This window comes from Sunxiuqinia indica (assembly GCF_009847015.1).
GTDB classification, from domain to species: domain Bacteria; phylum Bacteroidota; class Bacteroidia; order Bacteroidales; family Prolixibacteraceae; genus Sunxiuqinia; species Sunxiuqinia indica.
On record NZ_WVEM01000013.1, the window covers coordinates 103564 to 126478 of the forward strand.

The 22915-nt window shown below is 43.7% G+C and carries 17 protein-coding genes; 5 read left to right on the top strand and 12 right to left on the bottom strand.

From position 1 onward, the window contains the following. Window positions 1-172: 172 nt before the first annotated feature. The 3 genes from GR929_RS17440 to polA all read left to right on the top strand — a co-directional run bounded on the left by GR929_RS17440 (window position 173) and on the right by polA (window position 3815). Entirely contained in the window at window positions 173-475 is a 303-nt protein-coding gene (locus tag GR929_RS17440) for an ArsR/SmtB family transcription factor (RefSeq protein WP_159522188.1), read from the top strand. Between the two features lie 95 nt (window positions 476-570). Further along, window positions 571-1020, top strand: a complete 450-nt coding sequence (locus tag GR929_RS17445) for a 6-pyruvoyl trahydropterin synthase family protein (RefSeq protein ID WP_159522190.1) — start codon at window positions 571-573, stop codon at window positions 1018-1020. An 11-nt stretch (window positions 1021-1031) separates the two neighbouring features. Next, entirely contained in the window at window positions 1032-3815 is a 2784-nt protein-coding gene (polA, locus tag GR929_RS17450; RefSeq protein ID WP_159522192.1) for a DNA polymerase I, read from the top strand. Window positions 3816-3934: 119 nt separating this feature from the next. Here polA and GR929_RS17455 read toward each other — a convergent pair whose 3' ends face one another. The 10 genes from GR929_RS17455 to galE all read right to left on the bottom strand — a co-directional run bounded on the left by GR929_RS17455 (window position 3935) and on the right by galE (window position 18632). Further along, entirely contained in the window at window positions 3935-5512 is a 1578-nt protein-coding gene (locus GR929_RS17455; protein ID WP_159522194.1) for a flavodoxin domain-containing protein, read from the bottom strand. After that, window positions 5509-6678 carry a PepSY-associated TM helix domain-containing protein gene (locus GR929_RS17460; RefSeq protein ID WP_159522196.1) on the bottom strand — a complete coding sequence of 390 codons (1170 nt, stop codon included), beginning with the start codon at window positions 6676-6678 and terminating at the stop codon, window positions 5509-5511. Before GR929_RS17460 ends, GR929_RS17455 begins: the two co-directional genes overlap by 4 nt. A gap of 119 nt (window positions 6679-6797) precedes the next feature. Further along, entirely contained in the window at window positions 6798-8033 is a 1236-nt protein-coding gene (locus GR929_RS17465; protein ID WP_159522198.1) for a DUF4374 domain-containing protein, read from the bottom strand. 40 nt (window positions 8034-8073) lie between these two features. Further along, complete coding sequence (locus tag GR929_RS17470; RefSeq protein WP_159522200.1) at window positions 8074-10446, bottom strand: TonB-dependent receptor; 2373 nt, start codon at window positions 10444-10446, stop codon at window positions 8074-8076. A gap of 427 nt (window positions 10447-10873) precedes the next feature. After that, entirely contained in the window at window positions 10874-11059 is a 186-nt protein-coding gene (locus GR929_RS17475) for a YgaP family membrane protein (RefSeq protein ID WP_159522202.1), read from the bottom strand. Between the two features lie 20 nt (window positions 11060-11079). Next, window positions 11080-11391, bottom strand: coding sequence for a hypothetical protein (locus GR929_RS17480; protein ID WP_159522204.1), 312 nt, complete (start codon window positions 11389-11391; stop codon window positions 11080-11082). Window positions 11392-11397: 6 nt separating this feature from the next. Beyond that, complete coding sequence (locus GR929_RS17485; protein ID WP_159522206.1) at window positions 11398-14652, bottom strand: efflux RND transporter permease subunit; 3255 nt, start codon at window positions 14650-14652, stop codon at window positions 11398-11400. A gap of 9 nt (window positions 14653-14661) precedes the next feature. Continuing rightward, window positions 14662-15744 (bottom strand): efflux RND transporter periplasmic adaptor subunit, encoded by a 1083-nt coding sequence (locus GR929_RS17490; RefSeq protein ID WP_159522208.1) that lies wholly within the window; start codon window positions 15742-15744, stop codon window positions 14662-14664. 13 nt (window positions 15745-15757) lie between these two features. After that, window positions 15758-17089 (bottom strand): TolC family protein, encoded by a 1332-nt coding sequence (locus GR929_RS17495; RefSeq protein WP_159522210.1) that lies wholly within the window; start codon window positions 17087-17089, stop codon window positions 15758-15760. Between the two features lie 514 nt (window positions 17090-17603). Continuing rightward, on the bottom strand, window positions 17604-18632 hold the full coding sequence (gene galE, locus GR929_RS17500; protein WP_159522212.1) for a UDP-glucose 4-epimerase GalE: 1029 nt from the start codon (window positions 18630-18632) through the stop codon (window positions 17604-17606). Window positions 18633-18803: 171 nt separating this feature from the next. On the opposite strand from galE, the gene GR929_RS17505 reads away from it, so the two are divergent. After that, entirely contained in the window at window positions 18804-19715 is a 912-nt protein-coding gene (locus GR929_RS17505) for an HU domain-containing protein (RefSeq protein WP_159522214.1), read from the top strand. Between the two features lie 166 nt (window positions 19716-19881). On the opposite strand, the gene trpS is transcribed toward GR929_RS17505, so the two are convergent. Both trpS and GR929_RS17515 read right to left on the bottom strand, forming a co-directional pair. After that, window positions 19882-20883 (bottom strand): tryptophan--tRNA ligase, encoded by a 1002-nt coding sequence (gene trpS, locus GR929_RS17510; RefSeq protein WP_159522216.1) that lies wholly within the window; start codon window positions 20881-20883, stop codon window positions 19882-19884. Between the two features lie 66 nt (window positions 20884-20949). After that, complete coding sequence (locus GR929_RS17515) at window positions 20950-21978, bottom strand: helix-turn-helix domain-containing protein (RefSeq protein ID WP_235934450.1); 1029 nt, start codon at window positions 21976-21978, stop codon at window positions 20950-20952. A 299-nt stretch (window positions 21979-22277) separates the two neighbouring features. Here GR929_RS17515 and GR929_RS17520 point away from each other — a divergent pair, with 299 nt between their 5' ends. After that, window positions 22278-22892 (top strand): hypothetical protein, encoded by a 615-nt coding sequence (locus GR929_RS17520; protein WP_159522220.1) that lies wholly within the window; start codon window positions 22278-22280, stop codon window positions 22890-22892. Window positions 22893-22915 lie beyond the last annotated feature (23 nt).

Here is a 22915-nt window from a genome sequence, read left to right on the forward strand (position 1 = left end):
TTAGGTTTTCGGCTAATATATTAAAGTCATACACAAAATAAGAAGCTCTTTGTTCATCGGAAAGTTAGCTATCAAGTGTTTGTATTCATTCTAAAAATAAAACGACCTAAATTTTTATTTTAGAAGAAATTAAATATTTATATATTTGCATTTGTAATTAATAAATAATACAATGCAGTTTAAAGAACTAGATGCTGATCGGCTTGATACCGCTGCCAATATGCTAAAAGCGATTGCGCATCCGATGCGTATAGCTATACTCAAGCATCTTGAAGGGGGTAAAAAATTAACCGTTACCCAAATCCATGAACTTTTAGGGATTGAGCAGTCAACGACGTCGCATCATTTGGGTATTTTAAAAGATAAAGGAGTTTTATGCTCACGCCGCGAAGGTAAGAATACCTTTTACTATTTGAAGCACGATGTTCTAAGTCAGGTTGTTGACTGTCTGGAACGCTGTACCTGTGGAGAATAATTGCAACAAACAACATATTCTGAAAAACCGGCTTTTTGTCGGTTTTTTTATTTATTGGAGGGAAGTTCTTAATTTCACCCTCTCAAATTTGAATCATGGCAAAAATCAGAGTTACCAAGCAATTTGGATTCGAAATGTCTCATGCGTTATCCAATTACGATGGCTTATGTCGTAATATTCACGGGCATTCCTATAAATTACAAATTACGCTCATCGGAGAACCGCTTAATGAAGAAGGAGATCCAAAGGACGGAATGGTCATCGATTTTAGTATCTTGAAAAAGCTGGTTAAAAAGTACATTGTGGAACCCTTTGATCATTCACTCATGATTAATAATCTTTCAGCACACGAAAAGCTGATTGAGCTGGGCGAAATGTACGAACGTCAGCACCTGGTCAACTTTCAACCAACGACCGAAAATATGGTTATTTTTATAGCCGAGAAGCTAAAAAAACTATTGCCTGAACATCTTGAATTATTTAGCGTTCGACTTTATGAAACCACCAATTCATTTGCCGAGTGGTTTGCTTCCGACAACCTGTAAAACAGAACATTATGCCTGAACAAAACGACAATAACCATCGCCTTTTTCTGCTCGACGCCTATGCCTTGATCTATCGTTCGTATTTCGCGTTTATCAAAAACCCACGATTTAACTCCAAAGGATTAAATACTTCCACCATGATGGGGTTCGTCAATTCGCTGGAGATGTTGCTCAATAAAGAAAACCCAACACACATCGCCGTTGTGTTTGATGTGCATGCCCCCACTTTCAGGCACGAAATGTACGCCGAATACAAAGGTACCCGAGATGAGATGCCGGAAGATATTCGGACAGCCATTCCATGGGTGCGAAAAATTATTGAAGCTTACAACATCCCAATCCTCGAAAAAGAAGGCTTTGAAGCTGATGATGTCATTGGAACATTGGCTAAAAGAGCCGAGAAAGAAGGCTACAAAACTTACATGATGACTCCCGACAAAGACTATGCCCAGTTGGTTTCGGAAAATATTTTCATGTACAAGCCGGGCCGCGCCGGAAACGACGTGGAAGTGTGGGGAGTGGAAGAGGTGAAAAAGAAATTTGAAATCGAACGTCCGGAGCAAGTCATCGATATTTTAGGCTTGATGGGCGACAGTTCGGACAACATCCCCGGATGCCCCGGAATAGGACCGAAAACTGCTATGAAGCTGATCTCTACTTATCACTCTGTTGATGGCATTTACGAGCATATTGATGAGTTAAAAGGCAAACAAAAAGAGAACCTTGTAAACTTTGAGGAACAAGTCAGGTTATCGCGCAAATTGGTTGAAATTATTCAGAATGTACCGGTTGAGTTCGATGAAAAAGCACTGACTAAAGATGAGGCTAACATTGAAGAACTTCGGAATATATATAACGAACTTGAATTTAGGGCATTGGCACAAAAACTTGGTGCGCCAACGCAAAAGGCAGAACCGAGTTTTGAGCAAGGAACACTATTTGGCGGAAGCGAAGGATCTGAACAAGTTGTTCGCAAGGATTTAGTGAATTTGGAAAACACACCTCATAACTATTTTTTGGTTGAAAATGCCATGCAACGTGCCAGCCTGCGTGCAGAACTTTCGGTGCAGGAAGAGTTTTGTTTCGACACTGAAACAACAGGATTGGACACGCATACAGCAGAACTGGTTTGTCTTTCATTTGCCTTTAAAAAAGGAGAAGCATACTGTGTAACTTTACCTACAAAGCGCGAAGATGCTCAAAAAATAGTTGAAGAATTCCGCTTGATTTTTGAAGATGAAAACGTTCGTAAAATCGGACAAAACATCAAGTATGATATCCTGATGTTGAAGCATTACAACGTTGAAGTAAAAGGACCGATTTACGACACCATGATTGCGCATTATCTTATTCAACCCGAATTGCGTCACAACCTGGATTACCTGTGCGAAACTTACCTGGGGTACCAAAAGGTAGAAACCGAAGCCTTGATTGGCAAAAAAGGCAAAAAGCAGCAGAGCATGCGGCAAGTTCCGGTTGAAAAGTTGAAGGATTATGCCTGCGAAGACGCCGACCTGACCCTGCAACTAAAATTAGCGATTGATCCCGAATTAGATAAAACCGGAGTTCGCTCTGTTTTCGAAGAAATTGAAATGCCATTGATCCCTGTTTTGGCTGACATGGAAATGGCCGGAGTAACGCTCAACACCAAAGAATTAGATATTTTTGCAGACAAGCTTCGCGAACAGCTAATTACCCTTGAAAAAGACATTAAAGATTTGGCAGGCGAAGATTTTAATGTCTCTTCGCCAAAACAACTGGGACCCATTCTGTTTGAAAAACTAAACATCGTTAACAAGGCCAGAAAAACGAAGACCAAGCAATATTCCACTGCCGAAGACGTGCTGAGCAAATTGGTTGACAAACATCCGATTGTTCCCAAAATATTGGAATTTCGTGGATTGAAAAAACTGCTTTCAACCTACGTTGAAGCCTTGCCACAATTGGTAAATAGCCGTACCGGAAAGATCCACACCAGCTACAACCAGGCCATTGCTGCAACAGGACGATTGAGCTCCACCAATCCGAACTTGCAAAACATCCCAATTCGGGACGAAGAAGGTCGTGAAATCAGAAAAGCGTTTACTGCTTCAGATGAAAACCATGTGTTTTTGTCGGCCGACTATTCGCAAATTGAATTGCGCATTATGGCTGCATTGAGCAAAGATGAAAATCTTTTGGAGGCTTTTAATAACAAGCAGGATATTCACTCAACAACAGCTTCAAAAATCTATAAAGTTGCTTTGAATGAAGTGACTTCCGATATGCGCCGAAAAGCCAAGACTGCCAACTTTGGAATCATCTACGGCATTTCAGCTTTTGGTTTGTCTGAACGTCTTAACATTTCACGCACCGAGGCCAAGGAGTTGATCGATGGTTATTTTGAAAACTTCAGCCGCGTGAAAGAGTTCATGGACGAAAGTATTAATGTGGCTCGCGATCACGGCTATGTGGAAACCATCAAAGGTCGCCGCCGATATTTGAAAGATATTAATTCGGCCAATGCGGTGGTTCGGGGTGTTGCCGAGCGAAACGCCATCAACGCTCCCATCCAGGGATCGGCTGCCGACATCATCAAGCTGGCCATGATCAACATCTGGAACGCGCTGAACGAACAAAAATTACAAGCTAAAATGATTTTACAGGTACATGATGAATTGAACTTCGACGTACCTAAAAATGAACTGGATCAGGTGAAAGAAATTGTCAAACAACAAATGGAGCATGCCGTTGAGATTGGTCTTCCGCTAACCGTAGAAATGGACGCCGGAGTCAATTGGATGGAAGCCCATTAATTTTGGATCCAGCGGATCAAGTTTATTGACTTAGGTAAGATTATCGGCAAATCAGAATCTCTGAAAGCCAGATATAAAAAAAGTGCACTCTTTCATCCGCTCTCGCTAAAACCACTGCTCTAATACACACTTTCGCGATAGCAACCAGACCATTGTAGTTTTTCAAAAGACGCTTCCGGTTGTTGGTTGCTCGTTTGAGCCAGGATTTGCTTTAAAGCTTCCCGCACCCCTTTGCCCATTACTTTTGAACCGCACACGTAAATGTGAGCCTCCTGGTTGATCCATTCAGCCACTTGCTGCTGTTTTTCCATCAACACATCTTGTACATACTTCTTATTGACGCCGGTTCGTGACGACACAAAATCGACCTCACAGCAAGCAGCCTCACGGGCATAGGTCTGAAACTCCTGATAATACCGATGCCCGGAGTGGTGGTTTTGTTCTCCCCAAATCATCCATACTTTTGCCGGTGACTTTTCTTGCTGTAGGTGTTGTAAGAATGCGCGAAAAGGGGCAATCCCCGTTCCTGCCCCGATAAACAAAAACGGTTTTTGGGAGTCTTGAGGTAGATAGAAATCCGGATTGCTGACATGCCTGAACCGGATGGAATCGCCCGCTACCAATGTCTCGTTGGTGTAAGCTGATGCGGCCCCCACATGCACCCGCTCTTTGAATTCAAAACGAACGGATTTAACAATCAGTTCCAATTGATGAGTTCCCTTGTACTGGCAGTTTGAAATAGAATACTGTCGGTAATGAATGGGAGGTAACAGGTTAAGCAAGGTGGAAGCATTAATTGCTGCCGGAAAGTCCATCAGCATGTCCAGCACATTGGCTTTTTGGAGGTAACGACCAAGCTCCTCTTTTTGATCGAGAAAAGCCAACAGCTTTGCCTGGTTTGTATGGTGGGCATATGCCTGCAAGGTTGCTATGCTCAGCCTGCAAATCTCTTTTTCATTAACCAGCGCAGATTGAAAATCGGTAGTGCCCAATTGCTTGCTGATGGACATAGCGAGCCAGACCGGGTTTTGCGGCTGCAACTCAACCAGGTCGCCCGGCATGAACTCCAATGGTTGATCCTCCATTCCGATTTCGATGTGGTAGGTCGGGTTATCGTCAGCATCGGTAGACAATAATATGGCTCGTTTGATGGTACCCGTGTAGGCATTTTTCTGGCTCAGGCTGACGAGCTGTTCCTGTTGCGAAGAGGATTTTTTCCCGCTTACCAGCTCAGTTACCTGCTTGATCCAACCTGCTGCGGGATCGGCAAAAGCTTCATCGCAGTCGACACGAGGATGGAAAGCCGCGGCGCCAAGATCATTTAACCGGCGCTCCATGATCTTACCGGCCTCACAGTATTGCTCATAACTGGAGTCACCCAATGCGCAGATGGAATATTGAAGTTCTGATAACCGGGGTTGGTCGGCAGCATGCAATTGCCTGAAGAATTTTCGGGCACTAACCGGTGGCTCACCATCATCGTAGGTACTAATGACAATCAGCGCCCGGCTTACTTGCTGGAGGACAACCGGACTGACATTAGAAAGGTTGTTGCAGTAAGTCTTCAGCTGTCGATGATTCAGCTGTTTCTCCATCTCCTGCGCTACCTGTTTGGAATTTCCGGATTTAGTTCCATACAAGATCAGCAGCGTGTCTGGTGATAGCTTCTTTTTTCTTTTGATTAAAAAACGCATCATGAATTGGATAAGCGGGTGGATAAACGTAACCGTTGTTGTTTGCTCTTGCGGCGTTTCTTGTACCAGATGATGAAACCGGTGACCGGTAGTGAAGCACCAATCAGGGCAGCAATAAAAGCCAAGATTTTTCCGGTTTTCCCAAGGATTGCTCCGGTATGAATGTCGTAATTCATGGCAATGAGTTTCTCCCCTCGGCTTAAATCTTCAAAACCCTTGGAATGAAGTAGCTCTCCCGAATATTTATCGTATTGCTCCTGGTAAGCCTGGAAATAAACTGAGGGCTCGTTTTTGACAAAGACACTGATGAGACCAGTACTGTCAGTCGAAGCCGGGTAGACATTGACTGAATACGCTTCAGGGTGTTTTTTCCTGACTTGCTGATAGACGGCAGAATAGGTCTGGGGACGAAACTGCTGATCATTAAATGATGATGCAATAGTTGCCTTTTCCGGGGGTGTCGTGCTCAGGTTTGCTACCGCATAAACGAGCATCATAAACCATTTGAATGCCCACACCATACCGGTGAGTGAGAGAATGATATTGACCGGCAGCATGTAAAATCCCAACACATTGTGCAGGTCGTAATTCAGTACTTTACGGCTCGACCGGGTATTGATGGCATAGCCTTTTTTTCCCTTGCGGAAAGGCCACCATAAATACAGGCCGGTAAGCAGGCTAATCAAAAAGACCACCACGGTAAAGGCGACGATGGGCTGACCGTATTCTGTATTCAACAAAAAGCTCCAGTGAAACATTTTGACCAAATGAAAAAATTCCCACTTGTGATTCATTACATCAACGACTTCCCCCGAGTAGGGATTCACATAGGCTATGTAATCGTATTTCAGCCATTGATTATAGGTCACTCCTTCGCTGTCGTAGTGGTAGGCTTTAAACGACCAATTGCGGTTTTTATCCTTGTAGCAGGTCCCATAGCTGATGGGGTATTCTTCTCCCAGGCTGTGTTGGGCGTTAGCCCACAACTCGTTCAATGGCAGCGCCTGGGCCATCTCATTGGTATTCGCGTTGTATAGTTGGTCGTGGTGGATGGCCTGGAACAATTCTTCCTTGAACGCATAGAAAGCCCCGCTGATGCAAGTCAGAAAAATCAGGACACCGGAAGTGAGTCCCAACCACAAATGTATTTTTCGAAATAATTGCCCCATGATCTGTTGGGTTTATTGACTCATATACCCGGAAACAATGAGGGCTTACCCTATTTGTTCCCGGGTGGTATGAATTGATATGAGAATTCTCTAACTAGTAGTGATATGGAAAAGTGTTTTTAATATTTAAAGATTCCCTGAACGTCGATACCTTCAATTTGTGCTCCCCGCTCAGCGGTTACTGTTTCTGGATTAACCTGGTAGATGTACCATTCACTCTCTGTACCAACAACCAGGTAAACTAAATCATTTTCAACATAGTAAGGAGTCATGTACTGACCACGGTGGACAGGAATCGATTCAACCAACTCGAAGGTTTGTGCTTCCAGGTCGATGACTGCTGTTTCCATGACCAGTTCATTTCCAAAAGCAGCCCACGACGCATCAATGGCATCATTTTCCAGGCTTACGACTTTAACAACCGCCTTGTTGTTCCCGACATAAACACCACTCAATACCTTGTAACCGTGTTCTTCGATGTTGAAGAAATAATTGCTGTCGAAAGCTTGCTCGCCTTGGTTAATCTTCAGGATTCCTGACGGTTTGGTTGTTTGTGTGAAACCGGCAGCCAGTGAGCTGGAGGAAAGCGTGTAATGATCTCCGTTTTCATTTTCGAGAATGGCCGGTTGAGAAGCATAATAGCCAACAGGTCCGGTGCGGTCGTCGGAAAAGTACCCCTGATACTCAAACTCAGGGTAAGAGAACACACTCACGATGGCCGAGTCTGTGTTGGGTGTTTCCCAGGTGTCGCCGTACAGCGAGTAGCTGGAAACGTACAATTGGTCACCCGCGACATAGGCCGCCGTTGGCCAAGCATTCAGCTGCACACCTTCTTCATCGTAAGATTCATAAATAGGGTGCGAGATATTCCTTGAAATTGCCACATTATTAACGTCAATCAGCTGAATCTGACAGTCGTAAGAACCGCCCCCCCAGGGAGCTCCAATACCAACAATGTGATTATCATCCACCGGATAAAGCATGTCCAGTCGGTCAAACAGCAACTTATCATCAAATATTAGGTTACCATCCTGTATCTGGTAGGAGATCACCTCATTTAACGTATAGCCTACGGAGAAATAATTATCGCCGGCTGAAGTGAAATACGACCATCCGGATTGTTCCTCACCCTGGCCATCTGCAGAAATCACGCCCGACATCAAATCGTCGTGTGTTAGCAGGTAATCAGCTGAAGCATCACCATCGCTGGCTCGCAAGGCAATGACATATCCTGTTGCTTCTTCTTCCTCTGGTTCATCAACAACCGTGTTATCCTCTGTACAGGAGGTTATTCCCATCGTTCCCAACAGCAGCGATAAAGCTAAAATGGCTTGTTGTGTATTTAAAATTTTCATCTTGTGTTAATTTTTAAAGGTTATTTATTTATTTGATTTATTATTTGTCTAAAAAATAGCTAAGCTTGATATTGAAGGCCCTGCCTGGTTTTTGCATATTAAAATTGTCGTAGGCCAGGTTATCAGTCAAGTTCGTACATGCCAGCGAAATGTTATACCGGCCGTCATCCAGTTGATAGGAAACCGATAGGTCGTGCAATAGCTGCCGGGGAATGGTGAACTTGGAACGGGCGTTGCCCTGGCTGGGCCATTTCCAGTAAAACTCATCCACAAACAAGGTGTTCCACGAAATGGATAGGCGACTACGATCCAGGCCAACATTGTCGAACTGAAAGCCCAGGTTGGCATTGGCAAACAGGGTTGGCTGATTGGGTAGCTGGTCGCCATACAAATGATCGTTTTTATTGTTGTTGGTGTTGTGCTGGCGGGTCACGCTCCCCGAAAAGTTGATCAGCTGTTTGTAGTGATATTGCGCATTGATCTCAACGCTCTTCAGCTTCACCGCCTCCTCGTTGATGTAATTGGAATTGACCGGATTGGATGCATCCTGCCGAATGTAATCCTTAGCGGTCCGGTAGAGGTAGCCTCCCTCCAGTCGGAAAAGGTGCTCATTCGACCTTTTGGAGACAATGAATCCAGCATTCAGATTATTGCTGCTTTCCGGTTTCAATTCGGTATTGGGCTTAATGGTCAATCCGTTACCGAAGATCTCCTCACCATCGGGAAGGCGGTAAGTGTGTTCGTACGACACCTTAACCTGCGACCAGTCGTTGAAGTGAAAAGTGGAAGCCACTCCATACCCGTTTTTCAGCTGACTCTCGTCGTACTCGAGGGTATAGTCTTCCGTTTCTTCGTCTTCAATCACGGTATGGTACTGGATGGCAAAAAGCTTGTAAAAAACCACTGTTTTCAATTTTTGCTGAAACAGGCTGAATTGATAGGCTGCCGCCGAAATGTTTTTGGCGATGGTATTGGGTTTGTAAAACGGTGTAAACTCACGGTCAACCAAAGGATTTTCTCCCTGCCGGCTGAAATAATGATAGCTGTTATTGAGCGAAACCGATTGCACTGGACTAATCGCGTAATTGAAATTGACCGACGATTGGGTTACCCAGTCATCATAGGTCAGTGACGTTTTGTAATAGCTGAATTCACCGTGGTTGGCGTCAATGCGTTCAATGGTTTCACCCAGCCAGTTGTATTCCACCGAAGCGGTGTCAATATTGGTCAACTGTCGGTTGAGCATCATGGCGTTAGCCGTCACATCCAGCCCTTCAATAAACAGGTCCTGCTTTTTGTATTTGAGCACAGGCATCACCAGTTGTTCTTCGTCACGCACTTCGCCAAAAACTTTGGTCAGGTTGTAGCCATGCTGAATTTCATTATCGTTGGATGATAAAGTAATTGCCAGTGATAGTTGATCGGCAAACGCTTTGTCGCTGACTCCCAACTCAACAGTTCCGGCCTGCGACTGGTAGGCATCATGGAAACGACGCACATCCAGCAGTTCCGGTTTGCCGGTGGTATTGCCGGCACGGATCACCTCCATATCATGCATCATATAGTTGTTGTCGGAATAGTTGAAAAACAGGCTGGTTTTTAAAAACAAGTCTGACTTGGGAAAGTGAACACCGCCGAGGAAGGAGGCCCGGTGGGTATTGAACGAACCAAAGCTGTAGGAGGCGTTGAGGTAATCCTTCACGTCCTGCTGGGTGGTAATGTTAACGGCCCCTCCCAGGGCGTCGGATCCCAAATGAATGGGGACCACTCCCTTGTACACTTCAATACCGGAAATCATGTTCACGGGAATATTGTTCAGCGAAAGGGATGATCCAAAATGATCCATGGGGATACCATCCAGAAAGAACTTGACTTGTTTGCCAGTAAAGCCATTTAGCGAAAAGCTCATGCTGCTTCCCAAGCCTCCTGTCTCGCGAATGCGTACCCCGGAAATTCGACCCAGCACCTGGTTCACATCCAGGTTTTGGATCTTCAGTGGTTGAGCATCAATGGCGGCAATGGTAAACGCCTGTTCTCGCAGCAAGGTAGTTTTACTTTTGCCGGAGACCATCACTTCGTTCAGGGCCACCTGGTCTTCTGCGAGCTGTTCATTGACCGTATAGGTTTTCCCGGGTGAGAGGGATAATTCCACTTCCCTGGATTCGTAGCCGATGCTTTGAATAACCAGGGTAATCCGTCCACTTTGCTGTAACCGGAGAGAAAAACGTCCTTCCTCGTCGGCAGCCACTCCCTGCGACTGGTTTTTTACCGCCACGGATGAATATGGCAAAGGCTCCCCATGGCTGTCGGCAATGAAGCCTTGAATGACGGCTGGTTGGCTTTGTGCCCAGGCCATGCTGCTGATGAATAAGGCCAATAAGATTCCGGCTAACTGAATTCCCCCTCTGATCATAGTTGTCAAATTGCTGATGAGTTTTTCAAGGGTCAAAAATAGAGGCATCTGAGATGGTCGACAATCCCCAATAATTGGGATTTTATCGCGTGAGGATACAGGGACATCAGGATGGATACACACTTACCACCTCACAATGAATTAATTATACAGATTCAAATACGAAGAGGAGATGTGAGAAATCTATCTTGCAGTAGCGATTGCTGTATTGTAAGAGCATCCTTTACAGCCGCTGATCATCATTTTTAAGGATTTTGATTGGTTTTATTGAATCGGTAAGGTCCAAATGATTGGGGATAAAAGAAACTAGCGAGCCACTTGCCAGGAGCCCATCTCAGCTCAAAGTAACTACAAATCACCAAACCCCCGGCATAAAAAAAGCGCGGACCTTTCATCCGCGCTTTCTTAAAATCTCAGTTGTATGAATCTATTCCTTCACCCCCGCTTTTTTCAGAATCATCTCCAGCGGGCAAAATTTGGTAAACGACGACTGAAACAGGTTTAGCCCCACAAAAGCCGCTAAAAATAGCCAGTTGATATCAACTGTGATGGCCAAAATTAAGCTCAGCGAAACCATAAAACCGGCAACAGCCCGTACTATTCGTTCTCTCATATCCGTTTTATTTTTAAAAATTATACAAACTTTTCCACTCCTACGATGTATGCATTCATCGGGCTCATTGCGTCAATACTGTGATTGAATTCATCAATTCGTTCCAACAGCTTATTCGCTTTGTCTTCGGCTAAAAAGGTAAATGAAACCATATAGTTGTAAGGATTTTTCCGGGAGCCAAACCAGTTCGAAAAATCAGTATAGCCGTCGGCTTGCTCCATAAAACCTTCCACATCCATCTCGCTATAAGCACTAATCTTTATCGATTTAAAAATCTGCTGCAACTCATGGTGGTAGGCCTTTACACATTGAATAATTACAAATTTCATCATACTTGTTTATTTTATTGGTTCGTTAGAAATTTCATCATCTGATTCGGTAACAACCACTTCTTCCTCCTCAACGGGATATTTCTTATTCTCTGTCATGTAATAAATGAGCGGCACAATGACAAGAGTTAATACTGTTGACGCAATGGTTCCCCCCATCAACGAGATCGCCAGTCCTTGAAAAATCGGGTCGAACAGAATAACGACAGCGCCAATAACGACGGTTCCCGCTGTCAGTAAAATTGGTGTTGTCCGCACAGCTCCGGCTTCAATCACCGCCTCTTTCAGTGGAACGCCATCGCTAAGCCGCAAGTTGATAAAGTCGATCAGCAAGATCGAGTTTCGAACCATTATCCCGGCCAGGGCAATCGCACCAATCATGGATGTTGCGGTAAAGAAAGCCCCCATCATCCAGTGTCCAATCAGAATTCCAACCAAGGAAAGTGGGATTGCCACCATCATCACAAAAGGGACTTTAAAGTTCTGAAACCAGCCGATGATTAGCATATAAATGACCAGCAGAACCACCGCAAAAGCAGTTCCCAAGTCGCGGAATACCTCGTAGGTAATTTGCCACTCACCATCCCATTTCAGGCTATAGTCGTCTTGTGTAAAAGGTTGCTGCGTGAACTCTTCATTTAGCGTGTAACCTTCCGGTAGTTGAATTTGGTCCAAATGATCTGACATATTCAGAATTCCGTAAACCGGGCTTTCCAGTTCTCCGGCAATATCAGCCGTTACGTAAAACACCCGCTTCTGATTTTTGCGGTAGATGCTTTTATCTTGAATACCTTTTTCGATTTCAACCACGTCGCCCAGCGCAATCATCTGCCCGGATTGGTTCATGATATTGACTTTTTTCAGGTCTTCAATATTCGACCGCTCACTTTCTTTTAAGCGAAGGACAATGCCAATTTGCTCATGCTCGTTTTCCTGGTAGAGTTGCGTAACCTCGTGACCGCCCAACGCCACCTGCAAACTGTGAACCACCTGTTGGGTTGAAAGCCCCGACAAAGCAGCTTTTTCTTTCAGAACATTAAATTTATATTCTTCCTGATCACTCTCCATGTGCCAATCGATATCGACCACATCAGCAGTTTGAGCAAACAAGTCTTTCACCTGGCTGGCAACATCCATCTGTGTATCATAGTCCGGTCCGTACACTTCGGCAACCAACGTTGACATGACCGGCGGGCCAGGTGGAACCTCAACAACTTTGACATTGGCATTGAATTTTTCAGCCAGTCGTTGAAGCTCCGGACGCATGAACTTTGCAATATCGTGACTCTGTAAATCGCGGTCACCTTTGTTGGTGAGATTCACCTGAATATCGGCAACGTTGGAACCACTGCGCAAATCGTAGTGGCGAACCAAGCCATTAAAGTTCATAGGAGAAGCTGTTCCCACATAAGTCTGATAATCCACCACATTTTCCTGTTGCGCAATGTAGGCCGCCAATTCTTTGGCTACCGCTGCTGTGCGCTCAAGCGTCGTTCCTTCGGGCATATCAACGATCACCTGAAACTCGTTTTTATTATCAAACGGAAGCATTTTAACCGTTACCATTTTGAAGTACACCAAGGTCATTGATCCCAGCAACAACACCGTCACCCCAATGATAAATCCCCAGCGTTTAAAACCTGAGTTCAACATGGGTTTCATGGTTTTGCTATACATGCGATAGATTAGCGAATCTTCGAGCTTGAATTCCTTTTTATTATCGCCTTCCTTTTCGTTAAATCGAAGTAAGCGATAGGCTAAAAATGGTGTAATCGTCAACGCAACCAGCAATGAAAAAATCATGGCAATGGATGCTCCGATGGGCATCGGGCTCATGTAGGGTCCCATCAAGCCAGAGACAAAAACCATGGGCAACACCGCGGCAATCACGGTAAATGTGGCCAAAATGGTCGGATTCCCCACCTCATCAATTGATCGTATAGCCGCCTGAATAAACGGCAGTTTCTTCATCTTAAAGTGCCGGTGCATATTTTCTGCGATGATGATGGAGTCGTCAACCACAATCCCGGTTACAAACACCAGCGCAAATAAGGTAATGCGGTTCAAGGTGTAATCCAGAAAGTAGTAGCTGAACATGGTAAGTGCGAAGGTAATTGGCACAGATAAAAAGACGACCAAACCTCCACGCCAACCCATGGCCAGCATCACCACAAAGGTTACCGCGACAATGGCTCCCAGCAGGTGCATCAATAGTTCGGATACTTTGTGCGAAGCCGTTTCGCCATAATTACGGGTTACATCTACATGCACATCCGAAGGAATGAGCGTTTGCTCCAGGTGACTGATCTTCTCCAGGATTTGATCCGACACTTTCATGGCATCGGCTCCCCGACGCTTGGCTACCGAAATGGTTACGGCAGGATATTCGCCACGGAAATGTTCCTTTTGTTCGTTGATCTTGCCATAGCCGAAATTCACATATTGAATGGGTTCTTGCGGACCATCGATAATTTCGGCAACCTGCTTGAGGTAAACCGGACTGCCATTGTGAATACCAACCACCAGGCTGGCAACATCATCTGAAGTTTTCAAAAACTCACCAGCTTCAACCAGGTATTCATTGTCATTATTGTTGAATGAGCCCGCATTGAACTGCTCGTTGGCCAGCTGAATTTTCTGCGCAATACTCAGGGCATCCACATGAAATCCGGCCATCTGCTCACTATTCAACACCACACGAATCTGGCGCGAACGACCTCCAATAACTTTGGTTTCCGAAACGTCGTTCACCTGCTCAATCTCGTTGTTCACTTCCTGAGCAATTCGTTTCAATTCAAAATCGTTATAGTTTTCGCTCCAAAAGGTCAGTCCCAGTACCGGTACATCATCAATCGACCGTGTTTTTATCAAGGGCAAACTGGTTCCTTTGGGCATCTGATCCATGTGTTTCATAATCTCGTTGTACATTTTCACCAACGAGCGTTCCACATCTTCGCCCACATAAAACTGAACAATCAGCATCGCTTGTCCGGGCATTGAAGTGGAATAAACGTACTCCACACCCGGAATATTGGCCACCACTTTTTCCAATGGCTGCATTACGCGCGATTCGATTTCCCTTGGACTGGCTCCGGGATACCGAAAGAAAATATCGGCAATCGGAACGTCAATCTGGGGTTCTTCTTCCCTGGGCGTTAAGTAAGAGCTGTAAATACCGATCGCCAAAAAAGCAACCATCAACAGCGGAGTCAGTTTTGAATTTATAAATAGTTTGGCGATACCGCCTGCAAATCCTGTCTTCATGTTTCTTGCTTATTTGTTTTCAACTAAGGCTCCATCAAACAATTTCCCGTTTGAAGTTTGAATGTAGCTTTCTCCGTCCATCAATCCGGAGAGAATTTCAATGGAATCATTGTAGCTTTTACCGGTTTTCACCCACCGTAATTGCGCATTGCCGGTTTGACTAACAGCGTACAATCCAACCAACTGCCCTTTCTGTATCAACGCTGTTTTTGGAACCATAATTAATGGCTTGGAACCATGCGCATACAACACGGTAGCATACATGCCCGAGTACAATTGCTTATTGTTGTCGGTCAACAACACTTTGGCTTCAAACTGGTTGCCGGTATTGGCCGATGATGGATTGATTTCAGCAATCACTCCATTCAATTCCAGGCCATCGGCTGCCTTGAAGTGGACTTTCACCGAATCGTTCAATTCCAGGCGGGCAATGTCCGACTCCGGAATACGTGCCACCACTTTCCACTGCGAGGGATTTTCAATGCTCAGCAAGGGCATTCCCGGATTAGCCATGTCGCCTTCCTGTATAAACTTGCCGGTGATAATTCCACTGTATGGTGCACGAATAGCCGCATATCGAAGCGATTCTTCCACTTCTTTCTGCATCTGGTTAACGGCATCCAAACGAGCTTTAGCCATTTGATAACGCGAGCGCATATCATCTATTTCCTTGTCCGAAGCACTTCCTGACTTGTACAAGGATTCGAATCGTTTCAAATCTTTTTCGGCGCTTTCAAAGGCGGTTTCAGCTTCAACCATATTCGCTTCCACCTGGGCTTTTTTTGCCAGAATATCTTGGTTTCGAATCTGCAGTAACAAATCGCCTTGTTTCACCTTTTGCCCCGGACGAGCATAAATACGGTTCACCTGGCCCATGATCCGGGTACTTAAATCAGACTGCTTTTCAGCTGCCAGCTTACCGGAGAAACTATGCACTATAGGCTGTTCCTTTATTTTGGCAACCGCTGTTTGGGCAGCTACTTTGGCAGGTTGTACAACTTCTTGCTTATTGTTTTTGCCGCACGAGGAAATTAATATCCCGAGTGCCAGTGCTATGATGTATGGGCTTGTTCTAACTAATTTTGTCTTCATTGTTATCTTGGCTTTATTCGTTAATCTCTTTTTCAAGCAACAGTTCCAGTTCAAAAACAGCTTGCTTATAATTGTATATGCTTTGTATGTAATCCAGGCTTTTCTTTGAAGCTAGTGCTTCGGCAATCAACAGGTCAGTCGTTTTTTCCAGCCCCTGCTCAAACCGGTCGGTGCGAATTCGAAGCGACTCTTCGGCTTGCTCCCTGGCTAGTTTGCCCGACTGAATCTGTTGATAGGTTAATTCCAGTTTCCGTTTTGCTCTGTTTAATTGCATTTGGCTTTGAGACAGATAATCATCGTAGTTGTATTGGGCTTCATTGAGCTGCGCACTGGCTTTTTGTACGCTTCCCACATTTTTATACCCACTGAATAAATCCCAGCTCAAACTGGCGCCAACCATGTAGTTGGTGGCCGATGTTCCAAGTATTTCCTTGTCGTTCCACTCGTAACTTCCAAAGGCATTTACGCGAGGTATGAATTTCATTTTTTCTGAACGAAGCATGTTTTCGGTTGCTTCAATTTGTTTTTGGACGGCTTTGAGGTCGGAACGATTTTCCAACTCACCGGGAATATAGTTTACCGTAAATAGCGTGGGATCCTGAGGCATGGAATCGGTTGGCTCAATGGCAGTCTCTAAATCCAAGCCAAGCAGATGAGCCAGAAATTCATTGGCTGCCTGATATTGATTTCTTGCCTCACGCAGTTGATTTTGTCGTTCTTCCAGGCGAACAGAAGCTTCCAGCACATCGGCATGTTTTACGAAGCCTTGTGTTTCGTTGTCTTTGGTCAACTTCAACGCCGATTGCGCCACCTCCACCGATTGCGTCAACACATCAACAGCCGATTGCGCCAATTCCAGTTGGAAATAGGCTTTCTTCACTTCATACTGAATTTGCTGATGCGTTCGCTCGGCCCGAAGCGAAAGTGCTTCGTATTGATTCTTGGCAGCTTTGCGAGCGTAGATACCATCGACATTCAGGATGGGCTGCTGCAGCTCAATTTTAGTCGTAAAATTCTCAATATCATCCGGATCATTGAGTGAAGCCGGATTGAAGTCGGCCTGACTGACGGTCTCCTGCTTTAACTTAAACCCAAAAGCAGACAGTGGATCGTTAGTTGATACGCCAGTATGACTAACCGACAGACCGGGTAAAAACAGGGAATTGGTCATTCGATAAGATCCGCGTGCTGCACGCTGTCGCGCATCGGCAACCTTTACCGACCGGTTGTTTTCACGAGCTAACTGCAGAGCGTCCTCTAAACTCAACCGCTTTACCTGCCCCACTCCAATTAGCGGAGCCGCAAAACTCAATAGCAGTAGATAAATGTGTAATTGTTTTTGCATATCTTTTCTTTTCTAATACCTTTTCAGATGGCAAAACTAATCAATCTATATGTATGTATCTATATTTTTAGATGTTTGTATGTTTTAATTTTTAAAAATTGGATTTTAACGAGCAAAATGCGGAAAGTGGCTGACGATTAACAAAGGACTCAAACCTCTTATTTTCAGCAAAAAACAATACAAGCAACATCTACAGGAGCACGAAAGAATTGAAATGTTAAGTTTATGTTATGTGGAAATATTGTGTGAATAAAGTTGCAACCAGGCTTGGTTTTGGGACGAAGACGAATCTCACTCTCCGAAAGTAATTCCAATCAAAAAGCTCTTTATATCCGTATAAAAAAGTAAACGCCTTTCAACTAAAAACTATTCAAAATTCGGGTATTTAAACAATTAGAAAGAATTGGCTCTGTCTTCAATAGTTCAAATAAATACAGCGCAAACCATCAAAAAAAGCCAAACGGATTTACCGCCTGGCCTAATTTTTATTCTAAGTACTATTTTTTTAATGCTCCTACTCTATTCCCCGCACTTTCTTCTCCCAGTTCCAAGCCGAGAGCAAAGTTTCTTCCAGTCCCTTTTCGGCTTTCCATCCCAGCTCTTCGTTAGCATAGGTGGTATCAGCCCAAATTTTTTCTATATCACCGCCACGGCGAGGTACAATTTTATAGTTCAGCTTTACACCGGTCGCCTTTTCAAAACCGTTGATAATTTCCAGCACCGAGTAGCCATTTCCTGTCCCAAGGTTAAAGACTTCGTAGCCGGCTTTATTCTTACTTTCAAGCAACCGTTTAATTGCAATAACGTGAGCTTTGGCCAAGTCTACTACATTAATGTAATCGCGAATAGCCGATCCGTCCGGAGTATCGTAGTCATCGCCAAAAACGCTCAATTGTTCGCGCAGTCCGGCACCTGTTTGTGTAATAAAAGGCACCAGATTTTGCGGCACCCCAAGAGGTAACTCACCAATCAAAGCCGTTGGATGCGCTCCAATTGGATTGAAATAACGCAAGGCGATTCCCGTAATTTCAGGATAAGCTTTAATGCTGTCTTGCAAAATATCTTCATTCACCCGTTTGGTATTTCCGTATGGTGACTCCGCATCTTTGCGAGGCGTATTTTCAGTTACCGGCAATTGATCCGGTTGCCCGTAAACAGTACAAGAAGAAGAAAATACAATGTTGGCAATGCTGAACTTTCGCTGGCATTCCAAAATATTCATCAACGAAACCAAGTTGTTGCGATAGTAATGCAAGGGCATCTGCACCGATTCGCCAACAGCCTTCGAAGCCGCAAAGTGAATAATGGCCGCGATATCCTGATTACGACTAAAAAAATCTTCGGTTTTGTTGTAATCAGCCAAGCTAAATTGCTCGAAAGCCGGTTTCTTCCCCGATATCTTTTCGATGTTTCCCAGAACGTCGGCACTGGAGTTGGAAAGATCATCCACGACGATCACTTCATATCCTGCATTTTGCAGTTCGACAACCGTATGAGATCCGATATAGCCGGTTCCTCCGGTCACTAAAATTTTTTGAGTCATAGTAATTGATTGAGTATTTTTCCCCAAAACTACAACTTTTTCAGCAGTGCATAATGGATCATCAAAGTACATCCTAATCTCCCACCCTTGAAAACTCCCAACAAATGTTGAAAACTTTGACTTGTTAACGTATTAATTTTTCTTTATTTTTGATGCAAACATTGAAATTCTGTGGAAATATTAAGCTATATCAAAGAACTTTTATTGTTGAATGACTGTGTGATCATTCCTGAGTTTGGAGGATTTGTAAGTAATTACAAACCAGCCACGCATCAGAATGCACAGTTTGCACCTCCTACAAAAGCCATTAGCTTTAACGAAAAGCTGAAATTTAACGACGGCTTGCTGATTAATTATCTTGTTGAAAAAGAAGGTGACAACTATCTCGCAGCCAGTCGTAAAGTTGATCTGCTGGTTCAGGAAATGAACTACCGGTTAACCGATGGTGAGACCATCAATATTGAAGGGATTGGCGAATTGGTTTATGATGAAAATGAAAGCCTGGTATTTAATCCGGTGATTATTGAAAACCTGAACCTGGACGCCTATGGACTGGGAGCTTTTGAGTACGAAACACTGTACGCAAAAAACACCGTTCGCACTCCAATTTCGCAAGAACAACGCGATGCCGTTCAGGTACTTTTCCAAAAACGCACACTGAAAAAGGTGCTAGTGGCAATTCCATTGTTGTTTGCATTGGCACTCGTGCCGTTTCACAACAACAACAGCAACCTGCAAAAATCCGACATCACAAGTTTGACTGAGATGATGCCACGTCTGGAAGTAGTTCAAAAAATCGAGCCTCGTCCTGCTGTTGTTGAAGTTTCAGCTATGACTGAAAAACCGGCTCTTGATCACGCATACTACCTTATTGGCGGTAGTTTCAGAAGTGCAGCCAATGCTGCAAGGTTTGTACAACAAAAGCAAGACGAAGGTTTTAACGCACGTAATATAGGTGTAATAAAAGGGTTGAACTACATTGCACTGGAGAGCTTCGCCTCCATGCGAGAAGCGAAAACATTTCGAGCAAAATTAAGAACGGAATCACCCGACTCAGGAGTATGGATTTACGTTAAAAGATAAATGGAAGCCCCTTTTTAAAGGGGTTTTTTATTGCCTGATTTTTCAGGAACGCGCCCCAGAGAAACCCCCAACTCTATATTGCTGAAAGCTTCAATGGTACAATCTCCGAACCGATAGGAGTGTTGATTGGCTTAAAGAGATGACGGAATTCCCTACTTATTTGGGCTTAGTAGAATTTGCGAAACCCAACCAATTTTTTCACTTCCTGCAAGGTAGCAACAGCTGATTCACGAGCCTTTTCAGCACCCATTTGAGCCACTTTAGCCAAGTAAGCGTCATCTTCTAAAATATCTACAATGCGCTCCCGAATAGGGTTGGTGAATTTCACAATATCTTCAGCCAATTGCTTTTTCATATCGCCATAACGAATTTCGCATTTGTTGTAGGCCTCATCAAACTGAGAAACCACTTCCGGCAGCGAAACAATTTTCATAAGGGCAAACAAGTTCTGAATCGCCTCCGGTTTCTCTGCGTTCATTTCTGTTGGTCCGGAATCAGTCACCGCACGCATCACTTTTTTGCGAATTTCCTTCTCGGTATCGTATAGATTAATGGCATTGCCTTCTGATTTACCCATTTTACCGCTGCCGTCCAATCCGGGAACTTTAACCAAATCAGCACCATCAAAAGTAAATGGCTTTGGAATCGGAAACACATCAGACTTGTACATGCGATTGAATCGCTTAGCAAACTTTCGAGCCATCTCCAGATTTTGCTCCTGATCCTTCCCTACCGGAACAAAGTGTGCTTTATGGATAATGATATCTGAAGCCATTAACACCGGATAGGTCAACAAACCGGCGTTCACATTCTCAGGCTGTTGGCGGGCTTTATCTTTAAATGAAGTTGTACGTTCCAATTCCCCCAAATAGGCATTCATATTCAAGATGGTGTACAGCTCCGAAATTTCCGGCACATCACTTTGAATAAAAATCGTTGATTTTTCAGGGTCAATACCACAAGCCAAATACTCAGCCAGCACTTGTTTAACTCCAGCCTGCAGATTCTCAGGCGTAGGATGCGTTGTTAGCGAGTGAATATCGGCAATAAAAAAGTAACAGTTGTAATCTTCCTGCATACGCAAAAAGTTTTGTACTGCGCCAAAATAGTTTCCTAAGTGTAAAAATCCGGTTGGCCTAATGCCACTTACAACGGTCGGTTTATTCATTGGGTAAATCTTCTATGAAAATGAGCTGCAAAAATACGCTGATTCCTTGAAACACAAAAATTTATTTTAGCTCATTGAAAGGAAAGAGCTTTGCTGATTCAAAATCTCTTCTGATTTCTTCCGAGCACGATTTAACGAACTCACCGAACCAAAGCCGGCAATCTGAACTTGAACATCTTTTGGGGTGTGAGGAAACTGCTTTAAATAGTCATTGAGGTACCGAATTCGATATTGGTTAACGAAGGTGTTGAAATTCATTCCAAAGCAAGAATTAATCAGCCCTGAAAGGTACGATCGATTGGTTCCAATTTGCTTGCAAACGGCTGTGAGACTTAAATCGGGCTGTAGAAACGGCTGCTCTTCTTCGAAATAACGAAGCAATGATTTCTCCAGTTGGCTCTCACCGGAGTCTATTGAATTCTCAACAAGAGGCAGGCTAATTTCCGTTTCCTGCAAATCAACTTTTGGCCTCTTTTGTTTGAACGACCAAATACCAATTACCCAGATAAAAGCGGAAATAAAAAATAAAAAGAAAACCAAAAAGAAGTCGTTTCCCTGATGAAAAGGATTTAAAATATAAAAAGCAACACTCAACAGCCCAACCAAAACAAAGGCGATATTAAACAACTTCAGCCAGTTAATTGAGAAGTTCTCAATATTGGAATATTCCTGCATCAAACGGTCGTGATACTTCCCCGGAATGCGAATAAAAGCAATTGAATAATAGATAACCTGAACAACAATCATCAATACATCTACTGAGCGAAAAACAGACAACACTTTCAAATTAAGTTGTGTAAATCCAACGCCGGTTCGATAGGTCGAGAGATACAAAGCCCGCTCCTCTTGATCGAGAAATCCATAAAATAAAATCGCCGAAGTAGTTCCAAACAGTAAGCCGGGAAGTAAATGAACAAGCTCCTTTTTCAAGTTATTGCTGACAATGCTCTTAACGTACAAATAGATGGATGGAAACAACCACAATACCGTGGCAATATGCAAACTGTGAACGTGAGTATAAAACACATATAATTTTTGAAAATAGAAGTAATTAGCCAGAAAAACGAAAAACGCATTCAGCAAGGCGAATGCCATTACTTTTTTAGGAAGGTCTCTCTTAGAAACAACCAAAATTGTTATCGCCAACAACAGCGGGATAATAAAAGAAGATATTAATAAACTAAGTTTTAAATGCTCCATCACCAGTGCTAAAAAGCATCATTTTATGCTAATGCAAAGATACATATTTTGAATATTTATTCATTCGCGCACCATAATTAAGAAACACCCCAAGATTTTACCTTTTGACCCAAGATTTTTATCATTTGAAACCTGCGAAAGACTGCATCCCCGTACTTTTAGCAACAAAATAAAAACCCAAAACTCAATTAATTATGAAAAATTTGAGACTATGTCTAATGGCGCTATTGATTACAGTAGCCTCATGCAACAAAAATGACGATGACTTTTTGAATCTTGGTGGTAACCAGTCTCCGATTGGAGAGGTTGGAAATACGATTGCTTGGACCGTTGGCCAATTCGGAATTTCCAACACAAGTATGCGTGTTACAAAACTAGAAGGTGGCGTTTCAACCTTCCAATGCTCAGGCAGCACTACAAATAGCACCTACACTGATTTGCTGAAGATGGTACCAACAGAAAGATTTCCTGGAACAGTAAGCATCTCCGGAAACACAGTAACGGCAGAGGTCAATGCAAAAGTTACCGATGAAGGCGCTCAGGTTATTTTTAACGACGGAAGTAAACTAACGCTGGTAAACTATGGTTCAAAGGTTGGTGACAAATACACTGCAACTGTAGGTGGTACGACTCTGGAAAACGAAGTTGTTGAAAAGTCAACAGAAGACGATTATTTATGGGTGGGTGGCATGTATCTCAAAGTGATCAAAGTTAACCCGCATTATTCATCAGCCAAAGAATCGGACATTGTAATTTGCGGGGTTTTATTTTTGATCGTTGGATTTAATAAAAATTGCGTCAAATTCTGATGGGGATATAAATACAAGGGCAT